Here is a 25,667-nt window from a genome sequence, read left to right as displayed (position 1 = left end):
TTTTAATAAAATTGGTCTGGTAACATCGTTTTGCCTAACGCCTTGTTATCAGAATAATCTATTGGAATATCTACGACAACGGGGCCATCCGTAGCAAAGGCCTGATCAAGTACCTTTTCCAAGTCGGCAGGTTGGTCGACCCGCAAGCCAGTGGCGCCGAAGCTTTCGGCATACTTCACAAAATCAACCGGACCGAAGTGGACCGCCGCATCCTCGCCATACTTCATTTCTTCCTGGAACTTAACCATGTCGTAGGTGCCGTCATTCCAGATCAAGTGAACGATATTTTGCTTCAACCGCACGGCCGTTTCTAACTCTTGCGCGGAAAACAGGAAGCCACCATCACCAGAGACCGACACGATTTGCGTGTCCGGCCGAACCAAAGCGGCTGCAATGGCCCACGGTAAGGCTACCCCGAGCGTTTGCATCCCGTTACTGAACAGCAAGTGCCGCGGTTCATAGCTCCGAAAATGACGGGCCATCCAGATATAGTGACTGCCGACATCGACCGTCACCGTCATGTCATCACTGACCCGTTGTTGCAAGGCCGCAATCACTGACAGCGGATGATTCAACTTGGACTGCTTATCAATGTTAGGTACGAAATCACGGGTCTGAAGCCGTTCTTGTAATTCGCCTAAGTAGGTCCGGGCGCTATCACTAATGTCATAGCCCTTCATGTATGGCAACAAGAAGTCCAACGTCTGGGCAATGTCACCGATCAATTCGGTTTCCGGTTGGAAATTATGATCAATTTCAGCGCGCATTGCATCGATAACCACGATACGGGCTTTACCTTCCGCATTCCAGTTGCGGGGTTCATATTCGATTGGATCATAACCGACCGCAATCACTAAGTCCGACTTTTTCAGTAGCATATCCCCTGGTTGGTTGCGGAATAATCCGACCCGGCCGAAGAAATGGTTCGCTTCCAAATCACGTGAGATCACACCAGCTGCTTGGAAAGTCTCGACTACTGGTAAATTAGCCGCGGATACCAAGTTCCGAATGGCTTTCGTCACTTCAGGTGAGGAGGCCCGCATCCCAACAAGCAAGACTGGCAACTTAGCTGCTTTGATCTTTTGTGCTAATAACGTGGCTTCAACTGGGCTAGCTGGTCCAAGCTTTGGCGCTTGAATCGGCGTAATCACGGGTGTCCGCACGATTGAATCAGTCACATCTTGTGGCACACTGACAAAACTAGCACCTTGCTTGGCAGCCGTCGCTTCTTGATAAGCGTTCGCAAGCACTTCTGAAATATTTTCTGGCTCTTGAACTTCCGCACTATACTTCGTAATCGGCTTAAATAGGGCCGCGTTATTCATACTTTGGTGGGTCAATCGCAACAAGTCAGCACGCTGAACTTGACCAGAAATAGCTAAGACTGGGTCGCCTTCAGCGGTTGCCGTGACGAGCCCGGTAGCCAAATTACTAGCACCAGGGCCAGATGTCGTCATCACGACACCGGGTTTCCCAGTGATCCGACCAATTCCGGCAGCGATAAACGCAGCATTCTGTTCATGCCGCGTCACGATCAGCCGTGGGCTCTTTGGGTTGACTGGGTGTTCTAATCGTTCAAAGACCCGGTCAATCTTAGCGCCTGGAATCCCGAAAACGTACTTAACATCGTGATTTACAAGGCTGTCAACAATTGCATCAGCCCCGTAGTATTTCTTATCTGCCATGTTATTCCCCTCTATCTTGTGAAATTCATTGTTAGAATACCATAAAAAAAGCCTTAATAACAGCATTTTCAGCCTTGTGAAATAAAGTGTATCATTTTGAAAATGATCCCCGATTAGAAAAAGCGCGTCAATATTGATTTACCGAGCGAAACCGCTCTCAATTTTTGTTAAGTTTGTACGTCGTCTCACTTATGCGACCGCATCCGGCTCAGCAACGCATTTAACTGACCCATTTTATCATCCGAATAATTCGTCCAATCCAGCACTGGAATCCGGTTAACGACTAACAATTCCTTGATCAACGTCGCCAGTTTTTGCTGGTCCAAAAAATCTAACCATAATTGATCCGCACGCGAGAATATCCCGTTGACCACCTTCGTCCCTTCGTGCGCAACCGGTTCAACATCCTTAAATACTTGGTCAAAATAACCATAGTTTGGAAAAGTCTGCAAGGTCCCCTCGATGGCTGCGACCACATCCGTGATTGAGATATCCTCCGGTGACCGCGCCAGGTGAACCCCGCCGTTATTCCCACTGGTGGACGTAACCAGCCCCGCCACCACTAACTTGCGAATAATCTTACGAATGTACGAGGCGGAACCGCCAATTCGCTCGTGCAAAACATCCGCCGTCAACGGCACATCAGGTTGCTGTGTGGCCAACAATACCAACACACAGGCGGCCTGTTCAAACGATTTTGCGAGTTGCATTAACTCATCTCCTAAAGATTTAATTCCACACAATCAAAGAATAACTCCGTCTGACCAGCGCCAAACGGGGCGTAGTCCGGGTGTCGAACCGCATCGTACTGTCGAAAATTGGCATGTTCTAAGATTCGCTTGGACGCTAGATTATTGGCCAGGCAGCTGGCCGTGATTCGCCGCAAATGAAGTGTCTCGAATCCATATTGTAAAAGGCGCGCAACTGCCGCTGTCATAATACCACGCCCCCAATATCGAGCGTTCAACATATACCCGAGATCCATCTCTAAAGTGGCCGGTTCACCAGTATTAGTCATGCGCTCATATAAGCCCACACTCCCAATCACGTGGTGGATCGTCGTCAACTCAATCGCAAAAATCTGTGGTAGCTTCGCTTGCTGTTTCAACAAAAACTCCGCTTCCATTAAGCTGTGTGCTGGCGTGAAGCCCGCTGATGCCGCAATTGACGGGTCGCGAACTAAATCATAATAGTCCACTGTATCTGCCAACGTAAATGGCCGTAACTCGAGTTGCTCATTACGAGTTGTAACCGTAACCATGCCCATATCTGTTCCACCTGACTTGCGTTATAATAGTTATGTTAACCATATCAAATTGAGGTGATTGCATGCAAGTTATTCAACAAAAATTAACCGCAACGTGCGCGCAATTGACCGGTTATTTGCATCAGCCGGATACGAACGCACATCAAACGAACCTACCCGCCATTATTATCGTCCCGGGCGGTTCATACACGCATATTCCTGTAGCGCAAGCCGAGAGTCTCGCCGTGGCTTTCGCCGGCCACGGCTACCAGGCCTTTTTCTTGGAATATACCCTACTCACTAATCAGCAGCCGCTCGGATTAGCGCCCGTACTAGATTTAGGACGAGCGGTCAACTTACTCCGTCAACACGCAGCCGAATGGCATATTGATCCGCAACAGATCACACCCGCTGGTTTTAGTGTGGGTGGCCATATCGTGGCCCTATATAACGATTACTGGTCAAGTCGCGTGGCGACCGAACTAGAAGTAGCGCCCGCTACGTTGAAACCGAATAACGTGATCCTCGGCTATCCGGTTATCAGTCCGCTACTAGGTTTCCCCAAAGATGATGCGACTTTAGCGACCTGGACTTCAACTCCGGCCGAACTAGCTGCTGACCAGCACGTCAATTCGGATAATCAGCCGACCTTTATCTGGACGACCGCTGATGACCCAATCGTCCCAGCAACCAATACGCTCGCCTATGCGAACGCGTTGGCAACTGCTAAGATTCCCTATGAATTACACGTCTTCAAGCATGGCCCCCACGGACTAGCTCTGGCAAATGATCAAACAGCATGGAAACCAGACGCCAATCAGCCCCACGTGGCGCACTGGTTAACGTTAGCGCTCGAATGGCTAGCTGATAATCGTTAGTTTTCCACTGACGGCTACTAGTAAGCTCTAATATAAGTTGTAAACAAAAAATCGCTCGCTTTACGCGATTCCTCGGTTGGTGGCAATCCCCCCGTTGAGTCGTCTTAAAGCAAACGATTTTTTTATTTTAAGCATATTATTCAGTCACCTGGACGACAGCTGGATAATAAATTAGATTAAGTTTGTTAATTGTCTTTATAAATATGAGCGATAGAAGAGCGGCCACTTTAATAAGCCGGGTGCCCAGAAAACGTAGAACCACTGCATGATTTGACTCCAAGACCACGCTAGTAGCACGGCCCCCAGCGTATCAGTTGGATAATGTGCGTTCAAGTAAATGCGTGAAAAGATGACTAATAGCAGCCACACAACGCTCACCCACTTGACGATCATAGCCATTCGGTAGCTGGGTAACTCGGGAACGACCAACATGATAATCACACTCACCAACACGAAGGTTCCTAGGACGTGACCACTGGGATAGCTATATCCCGTATCCTGCGCCAAATGGCTGATTGGACGCGCACGGCCGATAATGTGCTTGACGATAAAACCTAACACCATCGCACCAACCATGTATGCCAGTGCCCAGAACGCTTGAATCTTATACTTAAACCCGTACATTAGAAACGCCAGGATTATGATCCACAAAACGTCCATTCCGGGTGACGCCAACCAAGCAATCACCTTGTAAAACGCCGTCCAAATACCGCTGTTGCTAATTTGGACCAGTGACGTTAAGGCCACATCTAGTAAATCAATACCAACCGCGCCGTCACTAATAAAATAGCTTAAATAGGCAAATAAAATTACCCCAATGACAAACTTGATCGGCCGACTACGCGACTTATCGATCATCAAAACAAGAACCCCCATTTAATATTAAAATTAACAAAATTATACCATAGTCTATTAATCGACTGAACGAATCATTAATATCTCTCAGGGAACCTTAAAAAAAACAAAGAATTCCCATTTTTATCACGTTTTATTAACAAAAAGGTTATGATTTACCTGACAGTCATCGGTAATCAAGCTAAATCTTACGTGGATTCAGTTTCCGCTGACCCGAAAAAATGCTAAACTATGAATAACTATTACCATTGGAGGAAGAGTTCATGGAAGACATGCCAAGTCGCTCAGAGATGCATCGTGAGAAATCACAAGAAAACAATTCACAGGGGAACGGCAACGGACCCAAGAAGAAACACCCCGTTCGCAATACCGTTTTAATCATCATTGCCGTGTTATTAGTCGGGACCGGGGCCTTTGCCGCGCGGACTTATTTTAATGCCAAGAATGCGGCTGACACCGTCTTTAAGAGTAGTGGTATTAAAAAGAGTCGGAATACAAGTGCCGTGTTAAATGGTAAAAAGCCCGTCTCAATCCTATTACTCGGAACTGATACTGGGGCCCTCGGGCGGAACTACAAAGGCCGGACTGATACGATCATCCTAGCAACGATCAATCCTAAGACCAAGACCACGACCCTGATGAGTTTGCCACGTGATTCTGAAGTGGCTGTCTCCGGTTTTGAACAAGACTTCCCAACCAAGCTAAACGCTGCCTATGCTTATGGTAGTGCTGGAACGACCATCAAGACCGTCCAAAAATGGCTGAACGTGCCAATCGATTACTACGCACTGATCAACATGGGTGGTATGAAAAAAGTTGTTAATGAAATTGGCGGTGTCGACATTACCCCAATTCGGACATTTACCTACGAAGGCTACACCTTTACTAAGGGCCAAAAGGAACACATGAATGGCGCCAAAGCCTTGGCCTACTCCCGGATGCGTTACGATGATCCACTTGGTGACTATGGCCGTCAACAACGGCAACGCCAATTGATCACCGCCATTATTGGAGAAAGCGCGAGTGCTTCCAACTTGCTTAAGCAGGATTTCTTAAATTCACTTGCTAAACAAACGCGGACCGACTTAACATTCGGTAATTTAACTAGTATCGTCACTAATTACCGGAGCGCTACCAAGAACATCGTCTCTGATCACGCCCAGGGTACTGGTAAGATGATTGATGGTCAGTCTTTCGAAGTTGTTTCGCAATCTGAAAAGCAACGGGTCACGAACGTCTTACGTAAGTCTCTGAACTTAAAGGCTGCGACGACCGGTGAAAAATTTGCTAACCAAAACTAACAATTTGATTTAATGATGGGACTTGCGCGGCCCCGTTAATTTAAAAGGACCAACTAAACTGCTCAGTAAAGCAGCTTAGTTGGTCCTTTTTATCTCTTAAATTTGAAGCGCACCCACTAACCTGGGCATGATTTGACCGAGCCTGCCACAAGACACGCCGCTGGCAAACTCAGTGGCCGCTTTTCATGACCGCAGTATTGGCCCTTCACTTAAGCGGTCGCTAACCACACCGCGCCACTCACGAGTTACGACAAATCAAACCAGGGACTGTTCACGACTCCAATCGATGCAACCGCCACTGCCGAATACAAAAGGCAATCAGCCGGTTAAGTAATTCAGCCAATAGGAAACCCAGCGCAATCGCACCGGTAATCATGATGACCTGCAACGTGAATGAGACCGCCTCACGATAATTCCCCAGCGCAAAATTACGCACCATCTGGTAAGCCTGGCTTCCGGGCACGAATGAAACCAAGCTCGGAATATTGAAGATAATGGCGGGCATCTTCTTGTAGCGTGCTGCCAAACTGCTGAGGACCCCGATACCTACCGAGCCAATCAGGCTTCCTAGGACGACCCCGCCATCGAAAGCCTGCACGATCAAGTAGCCACCCCACGTCAAGGTCCCAATCCAGCCCGCGACGTTTAGTGCTTGATGTGGGATATTAATAATCAGGCCAAAGCCCAGTACGGCAATGTATGCTAGCACTAATTGTCCAATCGTGCCCATCATGATCCCTCCAAATGTCCGGGTCACTGCCCGTCCTTAAAATAGTGTGATGACAACGGCGATTCCGAAGCCTAGCGCTGCCGCACTCAGCATCGCTTCCACGCCACGTGCAGGGCCACTAACGAAATTGCCAGCCAGCGTATCGCGCACAGCGTTGGTTAATGGTACGCCGGGTACTAGCGGCATCAGTGCCCCAATAATAATATCATTGACATTGGTTCCCCAACCTAACTGACACACCCATTCGGCACTAAAACCTATCAGTAAGGCCGCCGCCAATTCACTCAGAAATTTGATTTTCAAATACCGATTCAGCAAGTAAAAGACTAAGTATCCCACCGTTCTAATCACAACGGTTGGCCAGGTATTGACAGTTTCTTGGCGAAACATGATCATCAACGGGCCACTGACTAAGGCCGCGCCGACCAATTGAAGCCACAGCGGAAATGACCGCGAAGCCGCATCCAGCTCATTCAGTCGCCGATACAAGGTTGGTAGATCAATCGTCGTGGCCGCAAACTCCCGGGATAACTGATTGACCTGCGCCACTTTTTCCAAGTCGATCGTCCGCTGATTGACCGCAGCGATTTGCGTGGCATTCCGTCCTTGGATCGACATCATGACCCCCGTAATCGTCACGTAAGTATTCGCAGCGACGACGCCCGCATTCTGGGCAATCCGCATCATCGTATCATCTACTCGCGAGATTTCCGAACCATTTTCGACCATAATTTTACCGGCCTTCAAACACGTCGCGATAATCATCTCATCGGCTGTCACTGTCATCCCACCCTTTAATAATCAGAATCACGTTCTCTAATGATTCTTACTTTAGCCAATGTCTGGCCGTTAGTAAAGCCTTATTTATGATAATTAAGTATCCGCCACCGGACAACAAAAAACCGGTGACGAGAATTCATTCCCATCACCGGTTTTAGCCATTTAAGCTGTTAATTATGCTTTTGTAACGTTAACTGCTTGTGGGCCACGATCGCTTTCTTCAACGTCGAAGTTTACAGCTTGGCCTTCATCAAGGCTCTTGAAGCCGTCTTCTTGGATAGCTGAGAAATGTACGAATACATCGCTACCGTTTTCGCGAGTGATAAAACCAAAACCCTTATCAGCGTTGAACCATTTAACTGTTCCGTGTTCCATAATAAAAAATCCTCCTAGTGCATTTTGCACGTATAAAATAATGTAAATCATGATTCGGTACAAATGGGGATAGTTTATTGAAACGATCTGACCAAAATTACCTAACCAAGCTACAAGAGTAATTGTAGCATATTGTTTCTAAAAAAGGTAGCTAAACACCATTATTTCCATGAAATGTTTATGCGACGATAAATGAAACAGAATAACTAACTAACAAATCGCAGTTTTGTTCGGAAATAGCCGCTAATCACTTACTTTACAAAGACGTTATGCGCCGCTTTATAGCTAACTGGGATTTCCTCGCCCGTTTTCTGAATGGAAACGGTAACAGGGCCTTCAAATGGATCGTGTTTTAAAACCGTGACCTGCTGTCCAATCTTGAGCGGCGTATCATGCAAATAAACTAATAAATCATGATTATCAATAAATCGCTCAATCGTAACCGTTGTGCCATCCTGCGTATCTGCTAAACTCACATGACTGTCTTCCTGATAATGACCATCCTTATCGGGAATCGCGCCACCATGCGGACAATGCGTCGGATTGCCTAAAAAGGCTTCCAAAGAATCCACTAGTCGTTCACTGGTCACATGCTCCAGCACTTCCGCTTCCGTATGCACGTCTGGCAAATCATAATCCAATTTATCAACTAAGAAATCTTCCCAGATTCGGTGCTTGCGAACTAACGTTTCAGCGTAGCGAATGCCTTTCTTTGTTAACGAAATCCCAGCATACGGGGTATGCTTAGCCAAGCCTTCCTGAACTAATTTACCGACCATCTCCGTTACAGAGCCGGCCGCGATGTCTAAACTTAAGGCAATTTGCTTATTCGACACCTTTTTTTTCGTACCACCAAGCTCGAAAATAATTTTTAAGTAATCTTCCTTCATGGGGGTCATGAATATTCTTCACCTCAACTAAATAGTTACTTCTGACTCTCTCTAAATATAATTCTAACATCTTACTACAATATAAGACACCAGTTCTAGTCTCTAATAACGACAAAGCTTTGAAATAATTGCCTAATCGTGACATAATTAATTGTAGCGCAAAATAACCAATTTGGTTACTAATTTAGAAACGTGCTTGTTCAACTAAGGAGGAACCGCATCGTGAATGATGATGCTCAATTATCAATTACGCAATTGGATAGTTCTTTGCAGCACAAGGCAGTTGAAGACTTTGCCGCATTCTACTTACCACTTTTTGACGCTAACAACCTTGAAATGATGTCCAACTATGATGTTGCCAGCTATATGACAGACATCAATGAACACCTTACTTACGGCCGCTACATGACCAAGGCTCAGCGCTTGAGTGATACCGTTAGTTTTTCATTTACCGCCTACGTCAACTTGATTGATCGACTCGATCAACAATACTTTACTAGTGGTAATCCAGCACTACCATGGAATGAATGGTTAGCCGCCAAGTTTGCTCAAACTGCGACATCTTAACAATTCCTACTTAATTAACGCGCGCTACTCGTGATTATTTCATATAGAAGTAGAATTAATACTAAATGAAAGACAAGCACCACGCGTACTTATAGATTATTTAAAGAGATTGAGTTGATACTCGGTCTCTTTTTTGTTGATAACCACACTGATAGATTACGTTTTAACGTACGAAAGTACAAAAAAGCCCCAAGCTTTCCCGCAGCACTTGGGACCTCTGGTAAATATCATCACCGGGCGATTGAAGACTACTACTAGTTTCAATTACACGTTGTTTTATGCACGATTACTACCTAGTTCTAGCTAGGCATCTCTCAGCGCTTATTCGCGCTCCGTTGTAAATCCTTTTGCAAAGTTAAACTTCAAAACACGACCAACATGACAACGGTCAACCCAGCCATAAGATCGGTTGACGAACGGGAAACTTAAATGCCCAAGTGACTTACCGACATTTACCAACTTAAATTTAACATTAATTAATCGGTTACACAAGCTGAAGGTTGCTAGCGCTCTGACTTAACGGGATAAAGTCGATAATGTGGCGTCTCATCTTGAATATAACAATAAAGCTGTTGTGTCTTCGCTTCGTCAAAATATCCCAACTTGACCATGTGGTGACCATCCCGTTCTTCGATTCCTTGAAAAGCCGTCATCATAAAGATGCGCATCATTTCCATTTGGTTATTATACCCATCGGCCCGCTCGACAGCCGCTGCCAGTGTAAAACCCTCGTCTAACATCATCTTGATAAAATGAACACGCATCAGCATACCATACGAATAACGATGCGTGGTATTCTTCTCACTCACTTTAAGACTATGAATATAATTTTTCTGTTCCCAGTAACGTAGCTGTGTCTGAGAGACGCCGGTCATCTTCGCCAAATCGCTAATTCCAATCGTAAATTGGTGCTTGCCTAGTTGCTCCTTAAATTTTTTAAAAAATACGTTATCTTCTTGATTGTTCACAGGTCAACCTCTTTTCTGACATTTTCAGTACTCAGTATATTATTTTTAATATTAATGTCAAGTTTGTTGACAAAGTCGATAAATCCGATTATATTAGACAACGTACTTTTTTAGAGAGAAGGGATTTACTTGTCAACTCCTGTTGATACGCATGGGAAACCTTATAACCGTGGCTTGCTCATTGCAGTTTTATTAGTTGGTACTTTTTGTACCGTTCTTAATCAAACGATTTTAACCACTGCCTTCCCAACGTTGATGAAAGATTTCGACATCACAACGTCGACCGTGCAATGGTTAACAACCGGGTTTATGTTAGTCAACGGGATTATGATTCCCGTTAGTGCGTGGTTAAGTTCGCGGATTTCCACTAAATGGTTATATCTTTCCGCAATGGCCATTTTCGAAGTGGGTACTATTATCTGTTGGACAGCACCAAACTTTGGCTTCTTATTGGCTGGGCGTTTGATCCAAGCCGTTGGGGTCGGGGTCACCATGCCATTACTTCAAACGATTATGCTATCTATCTTCCCTGCTGATAAGCGTGGGGCTGCCATGGGGACTGCCGGAATTGTTATCGGTTTGGCCCCAGCCATCGGTCCAACCTTATCTGGGTGGGTTATCGACAACTTATCATGGCGTGATTTATTTGGTTTGATCGTTCCAATCGTCGCAATCGTTCTAATCGCTGGCTTCTTCTTCATGGCCAACGTCTTGGAAACGTCTAAGCCAAAATTAGACTTTGCATCCTTGGTACTTTCTACCATTGGTTTTGGGAGCTTACTATACGGCTTTTCATCCGTTGGTGACAATGGCTGGACGTCAACCGTGGTTCTCTCAACTTTAATTATTGGTGTTATCTTCATCATTGGTTTTATTTGGCGTCAATTGACGATGGAAAATCCATTCCTCCAATTACGGGTCTTCAAGCATGCCGAGTTCACAATTGCAGCTATTTTGAGCTCAGTTGCTAACATGGCCATGGTAGGGGCCGAAATGGTTATTCCACTTTACCTGCAAATTATTCATGGTTTCTCCGCCTTTGAATCTGGGCTATCACTATTAGCTGGTGCCCTAATGATGGGGGTTATGAGTCCAATTACCGGCCGGGCCTTTGACCGTTTTGGTGCCAAACGCTTGGCAATTTTAGGGATGTTTTTACTGACAATCGGGACCATTCCATTTGCCTTCATTACTCGTAATACCGCAACGGTTTACATCGTGGTTCTCTATGCCGTTCGGATGTTTGGGATTGCCATGGTCATGATGCCGGCAACTACCGCTGGGATGAACGCCCTTCCCGTTGAACTAATGGGTCATGGGACTGCCGTTAACAACACGACGCGTCAAATCGCTAGTTCCATTGGGACTGCCATCTTGACTTCCGTCTTATCAAACGTTACGGACGCCACAAAACCAGCTCATAGCTTGATTAAGAGCAATCCACTTGGTTATCAGAACAGCTATTTCAACGCAACCTTAAATGGTTACCACGCGGCTTTCTGGGTTGCCGTGGGCTTCTCAGTTGTCGGGCTCGTCGTCGCGTTCTTCATGAAAGGCAAGCAGCATTCCGTTAAGCCAGTAATGAACACTAAGGAGGTGAACGACTAATGATTCTCGTACTACTCGTTGTTAGCGCAATCGCGCTCTTCTTATCATTTATCTACGTTCACCAAAACACGTTACGAATCAGCCTATCCGTTATCTTTGCGGCACTCTTAGTGACCTCGATCGTCTTCGTCTCCAAGAATGATGGTCAACATTACGGGATGGTCAAAACAACGACGACCACCACGCAATCATTAAAGTCTGCTGGTAGTAGCAAGCAACTTGATTTATTGCTCTATCAAAGTGTGGGTACCGCTGACAAGCACCGGGTCTATATTTATAAAAAGACCACTAATCAGAAAAAAGTTAGCCATACGACAGCCAGCGTCAAGACTGCTAACCAAGTTAAGACGACGACCGCGACACCTAAGTTAGTTACTAAGACGACACGGTGGACTTATAAGAGTAACGCCATGAAGTTCTGGTTTGGCTTAGCCAACAATGACAAACAGTTGATCAAGCGAACCAACTACTTCTATATCAATAAGAACTGGGTCGTACTTAGCACAACCCAAGCTAAACAATTCAGTAAATTGATGAAGCAACAGCAAGCGACATTAAAAGCGCGTGCTAAAGTCTACGTGACTAATCAGGTCAAGGCCGCAATGGTCAAGAACCCGACAATGAGCAAATCGCAACTCGCAAAAGTTCAAAAAGCAGCGGCTGCTCAATATCAAGCCAATGCCATTCAGAGCATGCTTAAAACCGTTAAAGCTAGCAAATAACTTGAACTAACAATTAAAAATAGCTGACAAGACCCCGGCATGCCGGGGTCTTTGTTGTCTAAAGATCATCATGGCTTGTCCCCCCCCCTTTCACTAACGTCTTGCCAAAACTAGCGCCGGCGCCCCAGCGTCAAGACCACACTTATTCAAAATCGATGCGCCGGTTAATTATGCCGGTGGTTTACAAAAAATTCACGTTTCTTTTCTGAAAATGTACACTATCTTTACTAAAACATGATTTTGATGCTTTCGAGCAAATGATACGATTATCACGTACCAAGTTGATTGTTACGATGTCATTAGAAAGTCAGACGTCTAAAGGAATGATTACGTGTACTATCACTCAACATCAGGATTGTTTTGGATCATCATCGCCCTTTTACTTTATATGCTTAGTAAAACAGACCCTAAAAATTTTATAATTAAGCAAATAAGACGATTTGGTTGGCTGATCAACTTGGCTATTCTGACTTACATTATCGTCAGGCAAATTCAGCAACCCACTGGCGTATTACAAATCATGGTCTTAATAGTCATCGGATTTTCAACAATGAGCTCGATTTACGCTCGCTTTAAACATCAGCCTTAATCAACGCTAAGATAAAGGCTTGCCCGTGAGCAACTGGTACTCAGACATGTTCGGCAACAAACTCCACGTAAGAAAACAAGCGTCCGCTTTGATCTAATCAACGCGGACGCTTGTTTTTATGTCGCCCATAACTGCATTATTAAAACTGTCAGACGATCTTTGGTGATTTTACCGCTGAACGACTAACAACTAGCCGACGCAAACAGCCGGTCGGCCACTGACGGTTGAACAGGTGCCGGGTTGAGTAGACTCTCGGCGTCATCGTAGTCATCATCATCGTCATATTGATCATCAGTATCATAATCGTCGTCATCAGACTCACTATCAGTATCATCATCGTAATCGTCATCGGATTGGGTTTCGCTGTCATCGGCGTCATCACGATTCGAATCTTCATCGTCATCATCTTCTGAGTAATCCGAATCGCTGTCAGCATCGCTATTAGTATCGGAATCATCGTCGGTATCGTCATTCGAATCCGTATCTTGATCACTCCAATCGTCATCAGCCGAATCCGCGTCGGTGTCGTTCGTGTCATCATTCGAATCAGTCGTTTGCTCATCCCGATCCGAATAATCGTCATTATCGTCGGCCTGATCGGCATATTCGTCATCTAATTCTTCAGCAGCATCATCCACATCACTATCGTCGGCAAAAAGTGCCAAAATGAACCAATCGGGCACATCGTCTAATGCTGCCATGTTCCACTTGTTTTTAGCGGCAGCAATCTTCCGACGTAACGCCGCTGCTCGTTTCGCTTCAGCCGCACTAACTTTCATATTCGTCTTGGCCTTTTTTGCCGCAGTCAATAACTGTTTTACCTTAGCCTTCAACGGTTTCAAATATGGCTTTTTATCCCAGTTGATGGCTGCGCAACGTTTGAGCACGTCCGCTGAATAGTTGCCGTTCTTCACCTTTAACTGTGCTTTAACATCATCTGACAATTGCTGATATTCCTGATAATCACTGGTTACGGTGACTTTCAACTGTTTCAGCTTATTCATCAAACTTGTTGCCCCGTTCGTAATCTTGACACCCTTATCAACCGTCGTCAGCGCCGTTTTAACTTTTCCGGCCTTCAACTCCGATGTGGTCGTCAAGTAGGCCTGCGTTTGATCCCGGTACGCCTGTGCCTTTTCATCCTTGGGCTTCTGCGCTAGCGCGTTATCAAAATACGTCAGCGCTTTTTGGTATTTATTCTCAGCAACCGCATTTAACCCCTTCTCGATTGACTGCGAATACGCCTTGTTATGGCAGCCAGCTAAACCGACCACCATCAAACATAACAGTATCAATAACGATACCCGCTGCTTCCCCGATTTCATCCCTACTTCACTATCCTTTTTGGTTGGTATTTATGCTTCAATAAGTATACCGTTAGTCCCTCAATCCTACCAGCCCATATAAATTCATTTATATTCCGATTGAACACTTGGTGCTCCAAAACACCAATCAGGACTAATCATGATTAAAACGTGCCGATTAGGTGGATTCCTGTTCGTCAGCCGGTGAGCGTCCTATTCCGACCTCCGGGGCTGAGTGACAATTGCTGGAACGTAGCCGACGTCGATTTGAGCTAACGCACAACCCGCGTCATCTCAAATACGAGTCTTATTCTAAGCCGGAAGAAATTCACTTCCGACTAAGAATAATTTGGCTACTGAGCATTGTCACCCAGCCCCTCCAGTCGGGAACCCGCTCGAATGGCTGATGAACAGCCACTTAACTTGGTACAATTTGTCGTTGGCTATTTTAACACGGGAACTTTAAGTACAATATCAGGATGTATTCTCTGATTTGTCGAAACGTTCAATTATTATGACTGGTGATTCCGAAATAGTGAGCTATCACAATATCACTTTCAGTCTGACAGTTGATTAACAAATTACTGTTTGTAAAAAAACAATGACAAGTCCACTAAATGTTGGGTACGCACACGTCTGCCATTCGAATACTATCCCGACTGGAAGGCGTTTCTGACAATGCCAAGTGGTGAAATTTCACTTAGCAAGCGTCTTGTGCTTGGTTAGTGAAAGGCCAGTACTTGAGACGTGGTTTTTCGGCTCAAATCTGTGCCCACCACGTTCCGGCAATTGGCAGAAATGCCTGGAAGTCGGCGTAGGACGAACCAACCAAATAAGTTTACGCTAACTTGAACTTTTTCCAGCGGGCCTAAGCTGGCTGCTTTTGAACTTAAGTATCGGCACGTTCTAATCATGATTGTTTAATAACGATGAGTAATAAAAAAACAATCGCACCAATTCTAGTAGAATCGGCGCGATTGTTTTGATTTGCTTGTTTATTGAGCTGCACACTGTTCACAAAGTGGCATTAAATCTTTCAGATCCTCGACGGATGAGCCATTTTCTAAGAAGCAATTGACCATATCTAGCCAATATTCATCGTCAGCACTAAAATGTGCGTTGACATCCTTGCAAGGTAACAACCCGGCATTGGTATAGGCGACGATTTTATCAGCAGCGACCCCGCTATGGGCTGCTAATTGTTCCAGAGTCATTTTCTCTCACCATTTGTCCTTTCAAAAAATCAATGTGATTATGTTACGCCCCCAGCTTTTGAAATGCAAGCAACAATTTCGTAACGTCGCGATTAAAAGTCAATGATAATTTTCTTCATTATTTTCACCGAAAGTAGTAAACTAACTCTTAACCCGCCTTTGCCTCATTCGTCACCCTACTATTGGCGGATATCAAGCGTGCTTTTTCATCACAGCACGCACTCAAACTTAACCTACATAGTTATCCTGTTTCACGAACCACACTAATTGTCAGATAATCCCATTTAGTGCTGGTTAACGCATACTTATTGAATCGGAGGTCGTACATTTATGGATTCTAGTTTAACCTTTCGCGCGGGCATCAAAGATGTCATTCCCACCGTCTTTGGATACATTGGCGTTGGCCTAGCAATGGGCATTGTCGCCAACACGAGTCACCTATCAGTTTGGGCCGTTCTGCTCATGTCACTAATCGTCTATGCTGGTTCCGCACAATTTATTATCGTCAGTATGCTCCTAGCAGGTAGTCCGATTTCGGCAATCGTCTTGTCCACTTTTTTGATTAATTCACGCATGATTTTAATGAGCATGTCAGTCGCTCAATATTTCAAAAAAGAGTCGTTATTGCAAAATATCGGACTGGGATCGTTACTAACTGATGAGACCTTCGCGCTCAGCATGAACAAGCTCAATCAGACCAATCAACAATTAAAAACGAGTTGGTTACACGCTGCTAACATTGTGGCTTACTTAGTTTGGGCAGCCGCGACAGTGGTGGGTTGCCTCCTTGGGAACTTGATCACTGACCCTAACCAGTTCGGTCTGGACTTCGCCGTTGTTGGTATGTTCATTGGTTTACTTTACTTGCAGATCATCACGGATCGCAGTAAATCATTGCCGACCCAGTTGTGGGTCGTCCTATTTGTGGCCCTCGCCATGTATTTTCTCATGCGTTGGGTTCCGGGCAACTTGGCTTTGATCTTTGCGACGCTACTCGGTTGCGGTTTTGGAATGGTGGTGGACCACAAATGAGTACTTACATTTTTGTGACCATCTTACTCTGCGGCCTCGTGACTTGGCTATCACGCATTGTCCCGTTTGCCATCATTAAAAATCTGTCAGTCCCCCAATGGCTAATCAGCTTTTTATCATTTGTGCCAGTTGCCATTATGACCGCTATTTTTGTTGAAAGTCTGCTCACCTACCATGCGGGACACTGGCCAGAATTTAATCTCCCAAATATTTATGCCTCAATTCCTGCCATTCTTGCAGGAGTGCTCACCAAAAGTTTACTGGCCGTCGTTATCACAGGCATCGTTGCCATGGCCGTATTGCGCCTAGTTGGCTGGGCTTAGAGTGCAAGGCCACATCTAATTTAATATTCCCACTTAAACGTCCCGCAAATTTGTGCATGAGTTTGCGGGATTTTTCTGTGACTCATTCTGGGATCAGCTTATTTCAAATGGTCCTCAATCGGGGCTTTAGTCTATCATGCCAGCGCTGCCGCCTCACACTCACCAAATAATCGGCCGAAACCTCACCGCTAAACGGCCAATGAACAGGTCACCAGCAGACTGGACGTTTCACGCAGCATGAAATTTTCATTAATGAAAGCGTTCCATCTATGGTCTCCGCTTTATCTTATGAATTAAAGCAAGTATAATAGTCAAAGTGTACGCCACGGATTGTCAAGCGCAATTATAATCATCATTGGTAAGAAACCGTTATAATTGTCCAGATTGCTTTACATCCGTGAGTGAAACGGGTAAATTAACAACGAACCATCTGTACACATATAGTAGATAAGAACTGTCTAAACTTTAAAGATTGAGAGATGAACAGACATGTGCGGTTTTGCTGGTTGCTTAACTGATCGGACTAAAGCGGATAACGCAGCTTACGATCAGACCATCCACGAAATGACTAAAATGATTGTCCATCGGGGACCCGATGATGACGGTTATTTTGCTGATGACAACATTACCATGGGTTTTCGGCGCTTAAGTATCATTGACTTAGCCGGTGGTCACCAACCACTATCTTATGATAATGAACGTTACTGGATGACATTTAACGGGGAAATTTATAACTACGTTGAATTACGTGAACAACTCAAACAAGAAGGCTATGAATTCAAAACAAGCTCCGATTCTGAAGTAATTCTTGCGATGTACGCCAAGTACCACGCTGACGCAACGAAGTACTTACGGGGAATGTTTGCTTTCGTCATCTGGGATAAACAAGAAAAAACGTTATTTGCCGCGCGCGATCAGTTCGGGATCAAGCCGTTCTATTACGCTATCAGTGGTGATGACTTCTATTATGCTTCTGAAAGCAAGGCTATTTACAAGATTCTCAAAGATAAGACCTTCGATAAGAACGCCTTACAAGATTACATGACGTTCCAATTTGTTCCTGAACCAGAAACACTCACGAAAGAAATCAAAATGCTCGCCCCGGGTTGCTCCCTGACTAAAAAGCTAGGTGCTGCGCCACGGATCGACCGGTATTATCACCGTGAATTCCATCCGGTCCAACGTTCTGAAGACGAGTATGCCCAAAAAATCAAAGATGCCTTAATTGACTCGGTTAAGATTCACATGCGCTCCGATGTACCAGTTGGTTCCTTCCTTTCAGGTGGGATCGACTCATCGATCATCGTCGCGATTGCGAAAAACTTTAACCCGAACCTTGAAACGATCTCCGTTGGTTTCGAACGTGAGGGTTACAGCGAACTTGACGTCGCTCAAGAAACCGCTGAAAAACTTGGTGTTAAGAATTACAGCATGACGATTACGCCTGAAGCCTTCATGAAGGCTTTCCCGCACTTTGTGTGGAGCATGGATGATCCGTTGGCTGATCCGGCCGCTGTGCCGCAGTACTTCTTAGCCAAAGAAGCGGTCAAACACGTTAAGGTTTGTTTGACTGGTGAAGGCGCTGACGAACTCTTCGGTGGCTACACCATCTATCATGAACCAGAATCATTGAAACCGTTCCGCTACACGAAACCGATTAATGGTGCCTTGAAGCGTATCGCACTCATGATGCCAGAGGGAATGCGTGGTCGGTCATTCTTACTACGAGGGACCACCCCATTAGAAAATCGCTATGTTGGGAACGCCTTTATCTTTGGTGAACAAGAAAAACAAGACTTCTTCAAGAATTACAATCAGAACCATCCGTTCCAGTCCATCACGCAACCGCTCTATGATGAATCCGTCGACTATGATCCAATCAGTCGGATGCAATTCATCGATATGCACACGTGGTTAAACGGTGACTTGTTGCATAACGCCGACCGGACAACGATGGCGCACAGTTTGGAACTGCGGACCCCGTTTGTTGACCGTGAAGTGTATAACTTAGCAGCCGAAATTCCAGCTGATCTTCGAATTAGTCACGGCACAACAAAGTACATTCTTCGTAAAGCGGTCGAAGACATCGTGCCAGCGCACGTCCTTCACCGTAAAAAGCTTGGTTTCCCAGTACCAATTCGGTTCTGGCTCAAAGATGAAATGTACGACTGGGCTAAGCAGATCATTAACGATTCGCAAACTGACCAATACTTCAATAAGGACTACTTCTTGAAACTCTTAGATGACCACAAGGCCGGCGTTCGGGATAATTCTCGGAAACTCTGGACGGTCCTCACCTTCATGATGTGGCACCGACTCTATGTCGAATCTGACCACTTGATGGATAGCCCCGAAGCTAACGCCGTTGCGGAAAAAGTCGAGGAGTTTTAGATCAATGGAAATTATTGTTCAAAAGTTCGGCGGCACGTCAGTCAAGGACGAAGCCGCCCGTATTCAAGCTTTAAAGCACGTTCAATACGCCGTCGATCAGGGCGATAAAGTCATTGTCGTTGTCTCAGCAATTGGCCGGAAAGGTGCCCCTTACGCCACCGACTCATTACTCGGATTAGTTGGGGCCGAGCACTCCCGCTTAACCAATCGAGAACTCGACATGTTGGTCTCAGTTGGGGAAACCATCTCGACCGCTGTCTTTACCGAGTTAGCGCGTAAGCAAGGCCTAAACGTCACGGCCATGACTGGTCATGATGCTGGCATCGTGACTAACGACGATTTTCAAAATGCGAAGATTCTCCGCGTTGATCCGAAACCAATCACGGACGCCTTTATTGACGCCGACGTGGTAGTCGTAACTGGTTTTCAAGGTGCTACTGAGAGCGGCCACATTACTACGATTGGCCGTGGTGGTTCCGATACATCAGCAGCCATCCTCGGCGCCGCTTTAAAAGCAAAACGTGTTGATATTTTTACTGATGTCAACGGCATGATGACTGCCGATCCACGACTCGTCACCCACGCCCGCTTCATTAAGGCCATCAGCTACGAAGAACTTGCTAACATGGCCCATGAAGGTGCTAAGGTCATTCATCCGCGTGCTGTTGAAATTGCAGAACAAGCTCACGTGCCGATGCGGATTCGGTCAACTTATCAGGAACCCGACGAATTAGGGACTTTAGTCACTGACCGGACCACGACCCAAATCGAACATTATCGTACCGTGACAGGGATTGCACACCAAACTGATTTGACGCAATTTACTGTTCCTACCGATACGTTAAGTTCAAGTGCCATTTTCCAATTGATGGCACAGCACGGTTTGAGTGTTGACTTTATTAACATTACACCACACCAAGTTGTCTTCAACCTGGTTGATGGTGACGCGGACGTTGCCAAGCAGCTACTGACTGACGCGCACGTCCATTGTCAGTCAATTGCGAACTGTGCTAAAGTTTCCGTTGTCGGTGCTGGTATCACTGGGACACCCGGCGTCACTGCTCGGATCGTCTCGGCATTAGCTGCACAACATATCGATATTTTACAATCGACCGATAGTTATACGACCATCTGGGTGCTCGTTAAGGAAGCCGATTTAAAAGCGGCCATGAACGCCTTACATGATGAGTTCTTAGGAATCGAATAACCATCCCTGCAAGTCCGGCTTAATTGCCGGGCTTTTTTGTTGACCTAGATTGGCCTGGAGATGGCACGTTCAACCAGCAGCACACCATGTACCGAGCGATTACAAGCATAATTTCAATTCTCATTTGGGGTGACAATTATCCGGTTTGCATGTATTCTAGAAACAGTAACTTTATTGAAAAGGACGCTAATATTATGCAAGCAAGTCAATTAATTAATAGTTTAAAATTCAAGCAGGTTCAGCCCGCCTTGACCACGGACTTTGATGTCACCATGCTGACGCAGGATACCCGCGAAGTTCAGCCCGGCGCCATGTTTATTGCCGTCGTTGGTTATCACGTCGACGGCCACGACCTCGTTGATCAGGCCATCGAAAAAGGGGCCAAGATCATCGTGGCGTCAAAACCTTTAGACGTCAACGTACCGGTCATCTACGTTGAAAACACCGAACGCGCTATGGCAATTCTCGCCGACGTTTTCTATGGGGCACCTAGTCAAAAGATGCGAATGATTGGGGTGACGGGTACCAATGGTAAGACCACTGTCACCCACCTGATCGAACAAATCTATCGTGACCAGCAGCAAGCCACAGGCCTCATCGGGACCATGTATCGCAAGATCAAGGACGAAAAACTGCCAACTGCCAACACCACCCCCGACGCCATCACAACGCAACGGACCCTAGCGGCCATGCGGGATGCCGGTGTTGAAACTGTCGCCATGGAAGTTTCTTCAATTGCCCTCGTACTCGGACGGGTCTGGGGGATTGATTACGACATCGCCGTTTTCACGAACTTGACGCAAGACCATTTGGATTTCCACAAAACAATGGCTAAGTACACGGAAGCCAAGGCCATGCTCTTTGCACAACTGGGCAATAAGTACAGCGCCGACGGAACTAATAAGGTCGCTGTTCTGAACACCGATGATCCCGTTGGCCGTGAATTTGAACAGTACACGGCAGCGCACGTACTGACATTTGGGCTCAAACCAGATGCCATGATCAACGCACAAAATGTTGAAATCAAGAGCCATGGGACTGAATTTGACCTCTCCGTCTTCGGCCACGTAACCCACGTGACGATGCAACTGATTGGCCAGTTCAACGTGTACAACATGCTGGCGGCCTTTGCCGCAGCTTACGCTAGTGGCATCCCCGAAGACCAAATCATTAAGTCACTGGAGAAGGTTACCGGCGTTAAGGGCCGCTTCCAATCCGTTCCTTCCCACACGGGTGTCAGTGTCATCGTTGACTACTCACACACTCCGGACGGCTTATTGAATGCCCTAGAAACGATTCAAGATTTCGCGACTAAGGATATTTATTGCGTCGTCGGCTGTGGTGGTGATCGCGACAAGACGAAACGGCCAAAGATGGCTAAAATTGCTGTCGAACACAGTACTAAGCCAATCTTTACTTCTGACAATCCTCGGATGGAAGACCCAACCATGATTCTAAATGACATGGTTGCCGGCGTGCCAAACGCCGACGTGCCCGTCTACGAAGACCGCCACGTTGCCATCGCCAAGGCCATTGAAGCAGCACAACCCGGCGACGTTGTTTTAATCGCTGGTAAAGGCCACGAAGATTATCAAATCATCGGCCGGACTAAGCATCACTTTGATGACAGTGAAGAAGCCGCTAAAGCACTAGCTCTGAAACCAACCATTGATTAATGGTCAAAACAGAACTGACCGACAAGGCTATTTTCAATTCTATTTCTGTTAACAATTGGTGACATCCGCGACACGCGTCTTTAACCATTAACACCCCCAGCAACAGCTAATTTGATTGGCCGTTGCTGAGGGTGTTTTTTGCTTGTTTGGCTTTCTCCCAACCAGCGCTACAAAACAGGCATCAGTCGTGTTTGTACAAAAGATGCACCCACCTTTCGATTATTAACCAGCCAAACTATCGCCTATCTTTGATAATTCACCTAATTCGGAAATATAATTATGTTGATAAAAGGGGTTAATTATCATTGTTAGTTTAAGTTTAACTCGTTTGGGGGGATTCATTATGTCAATTTTTCAAACTTGGAAACGTCGTATTGCTTATGGTTCCACTGACATGGCTGGTAATATTATTTGGCAAATGGTCAGCACTTACTTACTGTTCTATTACACAACGGTCGCGGGCATCTCAGCTGCTTTTGCGGGAATGCTGTTCTTCGTCGTGCGCTTCATTGATGCGTTTGATGCATTGATTTATGGTTATTTGATTGATCATACCCACACGAAGTATGGACAATCGCGCCCCTACTTTGTGTGGTTTGGCATTCCGTTAGGGTTGCTGGCCATGTCGCTATTCATGATTCCATCATTTGGCGGCAATACCACAATGCGACTCGTCTACATTTCAATCACTTACACTTTCTTTAGCCTGATCTATTCTGGTGCCAACACGCCCATTACTTCGATTTTACCAAGCTTGACTGATGATAGCGTTGAGCGGACCAAGTTAGCGAGTGCTCGGATGGTCATGACAACCATCGGGACCAGTGCAGTGGCGGCCATCACTTTGCCAATGGTTAAAATACTCGGCAAAGGCAATCAGTCGAAAGGTTTCACCTTCTGGGCTATTATCTTAGGCCTCGTTATCATGGGACTCTTCATCTTTGCTTTTCTCAATCTCAAGGAAACTAACGGTGCACAAAATCCAGACGGTACCACTGAGTCAGCCGAATCACTCTCAATCTGGCAAAGCTTGAAGGGTGCGGCTAGCAACAAACCATGGCTATTATTAGCCTGCTCATTCATTCTGCTACAAACCTTCTGGATGCTACGGGGAAATTCAGCGATCTTCTTTATCAAATACGTCTACGGTCGGCCTGAATTAGCGCCAATTTTCCTGGGGATTGGCTTTGTTTCCGTCATCGGGAATCTGTCCGTACCATTCCTATCACAACGCTTTAAGAACCGTAACGTTTTGCAGTTTTCACTCGTACTGGGCGTTATCGGCCAACTACTGCTGCCAATCGCTGAAAAGATGCGTAGTGTGAGCCTACTAATTGCTGGCTCCGTCATTTTCTTGATTGCGATGGGGATCACGTTCACGATTGTCTTCGCGATGCTATCAGATACCGTTGACTACTCAACGAAAGTACTGGGCCTAAATGAAACCGGATTCTTATCTGCCGTACCAATGATTGGCGCCAAATTAGGAATGGGAATTGGCGGTTTTCTAGCCGGTCAATTTCTCGCATGGGGACAATTCAATGCCAAGGCAGCTGTACAGTCCGGACGAACCATTACATTTATTAATCTCGCTTTTATTTGGATGCCGATTATTTTATTAGCCGCGATGATTTTCATGATGCAATTCTATCGGTTAGACGAAAAAGAATTACAAGCCAACAAGGCCGACGCAGCGGCTAAAGTTGAACCTAAGGAGGATGTTGAATATGATGCCAACAATTAATTCGATTCAAACAACCGTCAACGGCGTCGTCAAAATCGTTAAACCATTTAACAACGACATCGCCGGTGAACAATTTGACCCACACGTCCTTCAAACACTAACGGCCTTCAAACAACCAGCCATCCTTGAAAATGATCTAGCGGCGCTCCGCAGTGGTAGTTTAACCCCCGCCATCGCGGACCCTGTTGGTGATGCGGTTACAGTTCAAAGTCGAAATATTACGGCTCTGAATCGCACGGTCAGCGTTGAATGGCTGACACCACAAAATGTCATTAATCACACAGTACTGGTCTACTTCCACGGTGGTGCCTTTTACGGCGGTGTTCCCGGCAATAATACGGTCCTTTTAAAGCTGGTCGCAGCTAAAAGTCACTGCGAGATTCTTAATGTCGATTACAGCTTAGCGCCAGAAGCACCAGCACCCGCTGGTATTTTAGACGGGCTCGCGATTTTCCAATATTTGGAACAACGTGACGCTGAAACAATGATTACCGTTGCTGGCGATTCGGCTGGCGCTAACGTCATCATGGCCGCAACAAATCTGAATCAACAACTCGGTAGCAATCGTATCAATCAACAACTGCTGTTGTACCCAGTTACCGCCCCAAATGCTGACCACGCCGGTCCACTCTGGGATTTGGCCGCCTTTCCGATTATTGACTCACAGCGTGCCATTCTCACTAACTATCACGACCTCTTTCGGCAACTTGACAGCATCATGACGGATTATTATGTTCCAGAGAACTTTGATTCACATTCTCCACTCATCTCACCGCTACACCAGGAAAACTTCACAATGACACCACCAACCACGATCATGGTCGGCGAGTTTGATCCCTTCCGACCACAAGCTTGGGCTTATGCGCAACGCCTGGCCGCTACCGATACTGCGACTACGTTTATTCAGTATCAGGGCTTGAACCACGCTTTTGCACCATTAGTGGATCAGTATTGGCAAAGTCAAGATGTGGCCCAAGTGATGGCGGCCGCGTTAATTTAGCGACCAGGGCATATCAAAAATCACCAGTATCACGTTGCAGAAATCATATGTAAAAAACAAGCGGACTGATAAAAATCGCCCCGCATTTCACGATCCGAAATGCGGGGCGATTTCGCGTTAAGCTAACCTTTAAGTCTGAGACTTGTGCTATACTCTTGGCATGAGGGGATTAACGTGAACAAAAATGATAAGGCCAAACGTTTAATGCAACAAATCGACGTCGCCTATAATGATCCTGAAGTTAAACAAGACGCACAAGTTCGTGCTGACCTACTTCGCTATGCCATGGAACTCGACAAGAACGGTAACTATTTATTAATTGCCACTAAAGTTAACGGCATGGCAATGCGCGTCATGCGTGATCACATGCACCAACCACTCCAAGCAATTAACACACTCTACACCCAAACCGCCCGCACCTCCGAATATTATTGGGGCGTGGCGGCAGCTAGTATTTTTAGTGGGCTGTGGTAAAGCACTATCACGTGCGAGCGCTCACTATAAATCACATTAACAACAGTTTTGAACCGGAACACAGACAAATAACTTGAATCAACCGTTAATTTCAAAGGGACGCTCCTG

General features: G+C 45.9%; 24 protein-coding genes. 13 read left to right on the top strand and 11 right to left on the bottom strand.

The features are described from left to right. Nucleotides 1-2: 2 nt before the first annotated feature. The 3 genes from alsS to V7R88_RS03810 all read right to left on the bottom strand — a co-directional run bounded on the left by alsS (nt 3) and on the right by V7R88_RS03810 (nt 2,952). Entirely contained in the window at nt 3-1,685 is a 1,683-nt protein-coding gene (gene alsS / locus V7R88_RS03820; RefSeq protein WP_054397870.1) for an acetolactate synthase AlsS, read from the bottom strand. Nucleotides 1,686-1,870: 185 nt separating this feature from the next. Further along, on the bottom strand, nt 1,871-2,395 hold the full coding sequence (locus tag V7R88_RS03815) for an Rrf2 family transcriptional regulator (RefSeq protein WP_057717389.1): 525 nt from the start codon (nt 2,393-2,395) through the stop codon (nt 1,871-1,873). Nucleotides 2,396-2,406: 11 nt separating this feature from the next. Next, nucleotides 2,407-2,952, bottom strand: coding sequence for a GNAT family N-acetyltransferase (locus V7R88_RS03810; protein ID WP_057717390.1), 546 nt, complete (start codon nt 2,950-2,952; stop codon nt 2,407-2,409). Nucleotides 2,953-3,014: 62 nt separating this feature from the next. Here V7R88_RS03810 and V7R88_RS03805 point away from each other — a divergent pair, with 62 nt between their 5' ends. Next, nucleotides 3,015-3,809 (top strand): alpha/beta hydrolase, encoded by a 795-nt coding sequence (locus V7R88_RS03805; protein ID WP_060599159.1) that lies wholly within the window; start codon nt 3,015-3,017, stop codon nt 3,807-3,809. A 195-nt stretch (nt 3,810-4,004) separates the two neighbouring features. On the opposite strand, the gene V7R88_RS03800 is transcribed toward V7R88_RS03805, so the two are convergent. Then, entirely contained in the window at nt 4,005-4,667 is a 663-nt protein-coding gene (locus V7R88_RS03800) for a phosphatase PAP2 family protein (RefSeq protein ID WP_054397864.1), read from the bottom strand. Between the two features lie 260 nt (nt 4,668-4,927). Here V7R88_RS03800 and V7R88_RS03795 point away from each other — a divergent pair, with 260 nt between their 5' ends. Beyond that, nucleotides 4,928-5,965: an LCP family protein gene (locus tag V7R88_RS03795; RefSeq protein ID WP_060599160.1), complete on the top strand. Its 1,038-nt coding sequence runs from the start codon at nt 4,928-4,930 to the stop codon at nt 5,963-5,965. Between the two features lie 271 nt (nt 5,966-6,236). Here the strand turns inward: V7R88_RS03795 and V7R88_RS03790 are convergent, their stop codons facing one another. The 4 genes from V7R88_RS03790 to V7R88_RS03775 form a co-directional block, all read right to left on the bottom strand. Then, on the bottom strand, nt 6,237-6,698 hold the full coding sequence (locus tag V7R88_RS03790; RefSeq protein WP_003641229.1) for a threonine/serine exporter family protein: 462 nt from the start codon (nt 6,696-6,698) through the stop codon (nt 6,237-6,239). A gap of 33 nt (nt 6,699-6,731) precedes the next feature. Further along, nucleotides 6,732-7,481 carry a threonine/serine exporter family protein gene (locus tag V7R88_RS03785; protein ID WP_226319747.1) on the bottom strand — a complete coding sequence of 250 codons (750 nt, stop codon included), beginning with the start codon at nt 7,479-7,481 and terminating at the stop codon, nt 6,732-6,734. Between the two features lie 168 nt (nt 7,482-7,649). Then, nucleotides 7,650-7,850 (bottom strand): cold-shock protein, encoded by a 201-nt coding sequence (locus V7R88_RS03780; protein ID WP_003641227.1) that lies wholly within the window; start codon nt 7,848-7,850, stop codon nt 7,650-7,652. Nucleotides 7,851-8,101: 251 nt separating this feature from the next. Then, the gene (locus V7R88_RS03775; protein WP_003641226.1) at nt 8,102-8,749 is read right to left on the bottom strand and encodes a metal-dependent transcriptional regulator; all 648 of its coding nucleotides are present in this window, start codon (nt 8,747-8,749) and stop codon (nt 8,102-8,104) included. A gap of 213 nt (nt 8,750-8,962) precedes the next feature. Between V7R88_RS03775 and V7R88_RS03770 the strand changes: the two genes are divergently transcribed. Then, entirely contained in the window at nt 8,963-9,307 is a 345-nt protein-coding gene (locus V7R88_RS03770; RefSeq protein ID WP_003644081.1) for a hypothetical protein, read from the top strand. A gap of 503 nt (nt 9,308-9,810) precedes the next feature. On the opposite strand, the gene V7R88_RS03765 is transcribed toward V7R88_RS03770, so the two are convergent. Beyond that, the gene (locus tag V7R88_RS03765; RefSeq protein WP_338816480.1) at nt 9,811-10,275 is read right to left on the bottom strand and encodes a MerR family transcriptional regulator; all 465 of its coding nucleotides are present in this window, start codon (nt 10,273-10,275) and stop codon (nt 9,811-9,813) included. A gap of 129 nt (nt 10,276-10,404) precedes the next feature. On the opposite strand from V7R88_RS03765, the gene V7R88_RS03760 reads away from it, so the two are divergent. Both V7R88_RS03760 and V7R88_RS03755 read left to right on the top strand, forming a co-directional pair. Next, complete coding sequence (locus V7R88_RS03760; protein WP_003641223.1) at nt 10,405-11,883, top strand: MDR family MFS transporter; 1,479 nt, start codon at nt 10,405-10,407, stop codon at nt 11,881-11,883. Beyond that, the gene (locus tag V7R88_RS03755; protein ID WP_214334623.1) at nt 11,883-12,605 is read left to right on the top strand and encodes a DUF4811 domain-containing protein; all 723 of its coding nucleotides are present in this window, start codon (nt 11,883-11,885) and stop codon (nt 12,603-12,605) included. Before V7R88_RS03760 ends, V7R88_RS03755 begins: the two co-directional genes overlap by 1 nt. A gap of 771 nt (nt 12,606-13,376) precedes the next feature. On the opposite strand, the gene V7R88_RS03750 is transcribed toward V7R88_RS03755, so the two are convergent. Together V7R88_RS03750 and V7R88_RS03745 are read right to left on the bottom strand one after the other, a co-directional pair. Then, the gene (locus V7R88_RS03750; RefSeq protein WP_338816479.1) at nt 13,377-14,519 is read right to left on the bottom strand and encodes a hypothetical protein; all 1,143 of its coding nucleotides are present in this window, start codon (nt 14,517-14,519) and stop codon (nt 13,377-13,379) included. Between the two features lie 974 nt (nt 14,520-15,493). Continuing rightward, the gene (locus V7R88_RS03745) at nt 15,494-15,712 is read right to left on the bottom strand and encodes a helix-turn-helix domain-containing protein (protein ID WP_003641218.1); all 219 of its coding nucleotides are present in this window, start codon (nt 15,710-15,712) and stop codon (nt 15,494-15,496) included. A 330-nt stretch (nt 15,713-16,042) separates the two neighbouring features. Between V7R88_RS03745 and V7R88_RS03740 the strand changes: the two genes are divergently transcribed. From V7R88_RS03740 to V7R88_RS03705, 8 genes are all read left to right on the top strand, one after another. After that, nucleotides 16,043-16,744, top strand: a complete 702-nt coding sequence (locus tag V7R88_RS03740) for an AzlC family ABC transporter permease (RefSeq protein WP_003641217.1) — start codon at nt 16,043-16,045, stop codon at nt 16,742-16,744. Continuing rightward, nucleotides 16,741-17,067 carry an AzlD domain-containing protein gene (locus V7R88_RS03735; RefSeq protein ID WP_003645729.1) on the top strand — a complete coding sequence of 109 codons (327 nt, stop codon included), beginning with the start codon at nt 16,741-16,743 and terminating at the stop codon, nt 17,065-17,067. Before V7R88_RS03740 ends, V7R88_RS03735 begins: the two co-directional genes overlap by 4 nt. Nucleotides 17,068-17,556: 489 nt before the next feature. Further along, entirely contained in the window at nt 17,557-19,458 is a 1,902-nt protein-coding gene (gene asnB, locus V7R88_RS03730) for an asparagine synthase (glutamine-hydrolyzing) (protein WP_338816478.1), read from the top strand. 4 nt (nt 19,459-19,462) lie between these two features. After that, a complete protein-coding gene (gene dapG / locus V7R88_RS03725) occupies nt 19,463-20,665 on the top strand; it encodes an aspartate kinase (protein WP_003641214.1) in 1,203 nt (400 codons plus the stop codon). Nucleotides 20,666-20,859: 194 nt separating this feature from the next. Continuing rightward, the gene (locus tag V7R88_RS03720) at nt 20,860-22,341 is read left to right on the top strand and encodes a UDP-N-acetylmuramoyl-L-alanyl-D-glutamate--2,6-diaminopimelate ligase (RefSeq protein ID WP_338816477.1); all 1,482 of its coding nucleotides are present in this window, start codon (nt 20,860-20,862) and stop codon (nt 22,339-22,341) included. A gap of 343 nt (nt 22,342-22,684) precedes the next feature. Then, nucleotides 22,685-24,085, top strand: a complete 1,401-nt coding sequence (locus V7R88_RS03715; protein WP_338816476.1) for an MFS transporter — start codon at nt 22,685-22,687, stop codon at nt 24,083-24,085. Then, the gene (locus V7R88_RS03710; protein ID WP_338816475.1) at nt 24,069-25,085 is read left to right on the top strand and encodes an alpha/beta hydrolase; all 1,017 of its coding nucleotides are present in this window, start codon (nt 24,069-24,071) and stop codon (nt 25,083-25,085) included. The genes V7R88_RS03715 and V7R88_RS03710 overlap by 17 nt, the downstream gene beginning before the upstream one ends. 144 nt (nt 25,086-25,229) lie before the next feature. After that, the gene (locus tag V7R88_RS03705; RefSeq protein ID WP_338816474.1) at nt 25,230-25,559 is read left to right on the top strand and encodes a bacteriocin immunity protein; all 330 of its coding nucleotides are present in this window, start codon (nt 25,230-25,232) and stop codon (nt 25,557-25,559) included. The last annotated feature ends 108 nt before the right edge of the window (nt 25,560-25,667 follow it).

The sequence above is a fragment of the Lactiplantibacillus argentoratensis genome (genome assembly GCF_037290055.1).
Taxonomy (GTDB): domain Bacteria; phylum Bacillota; class Bacilli; order Lactobacillales; family Lactobacillaceae; genus Lactiplantibacillus; species Lactiplantibacillus plantarum.
Note: the sequence above shows the minus strand (reverse complement) of the source record. Positions and strands in the feature narration are given on the sequence as shown.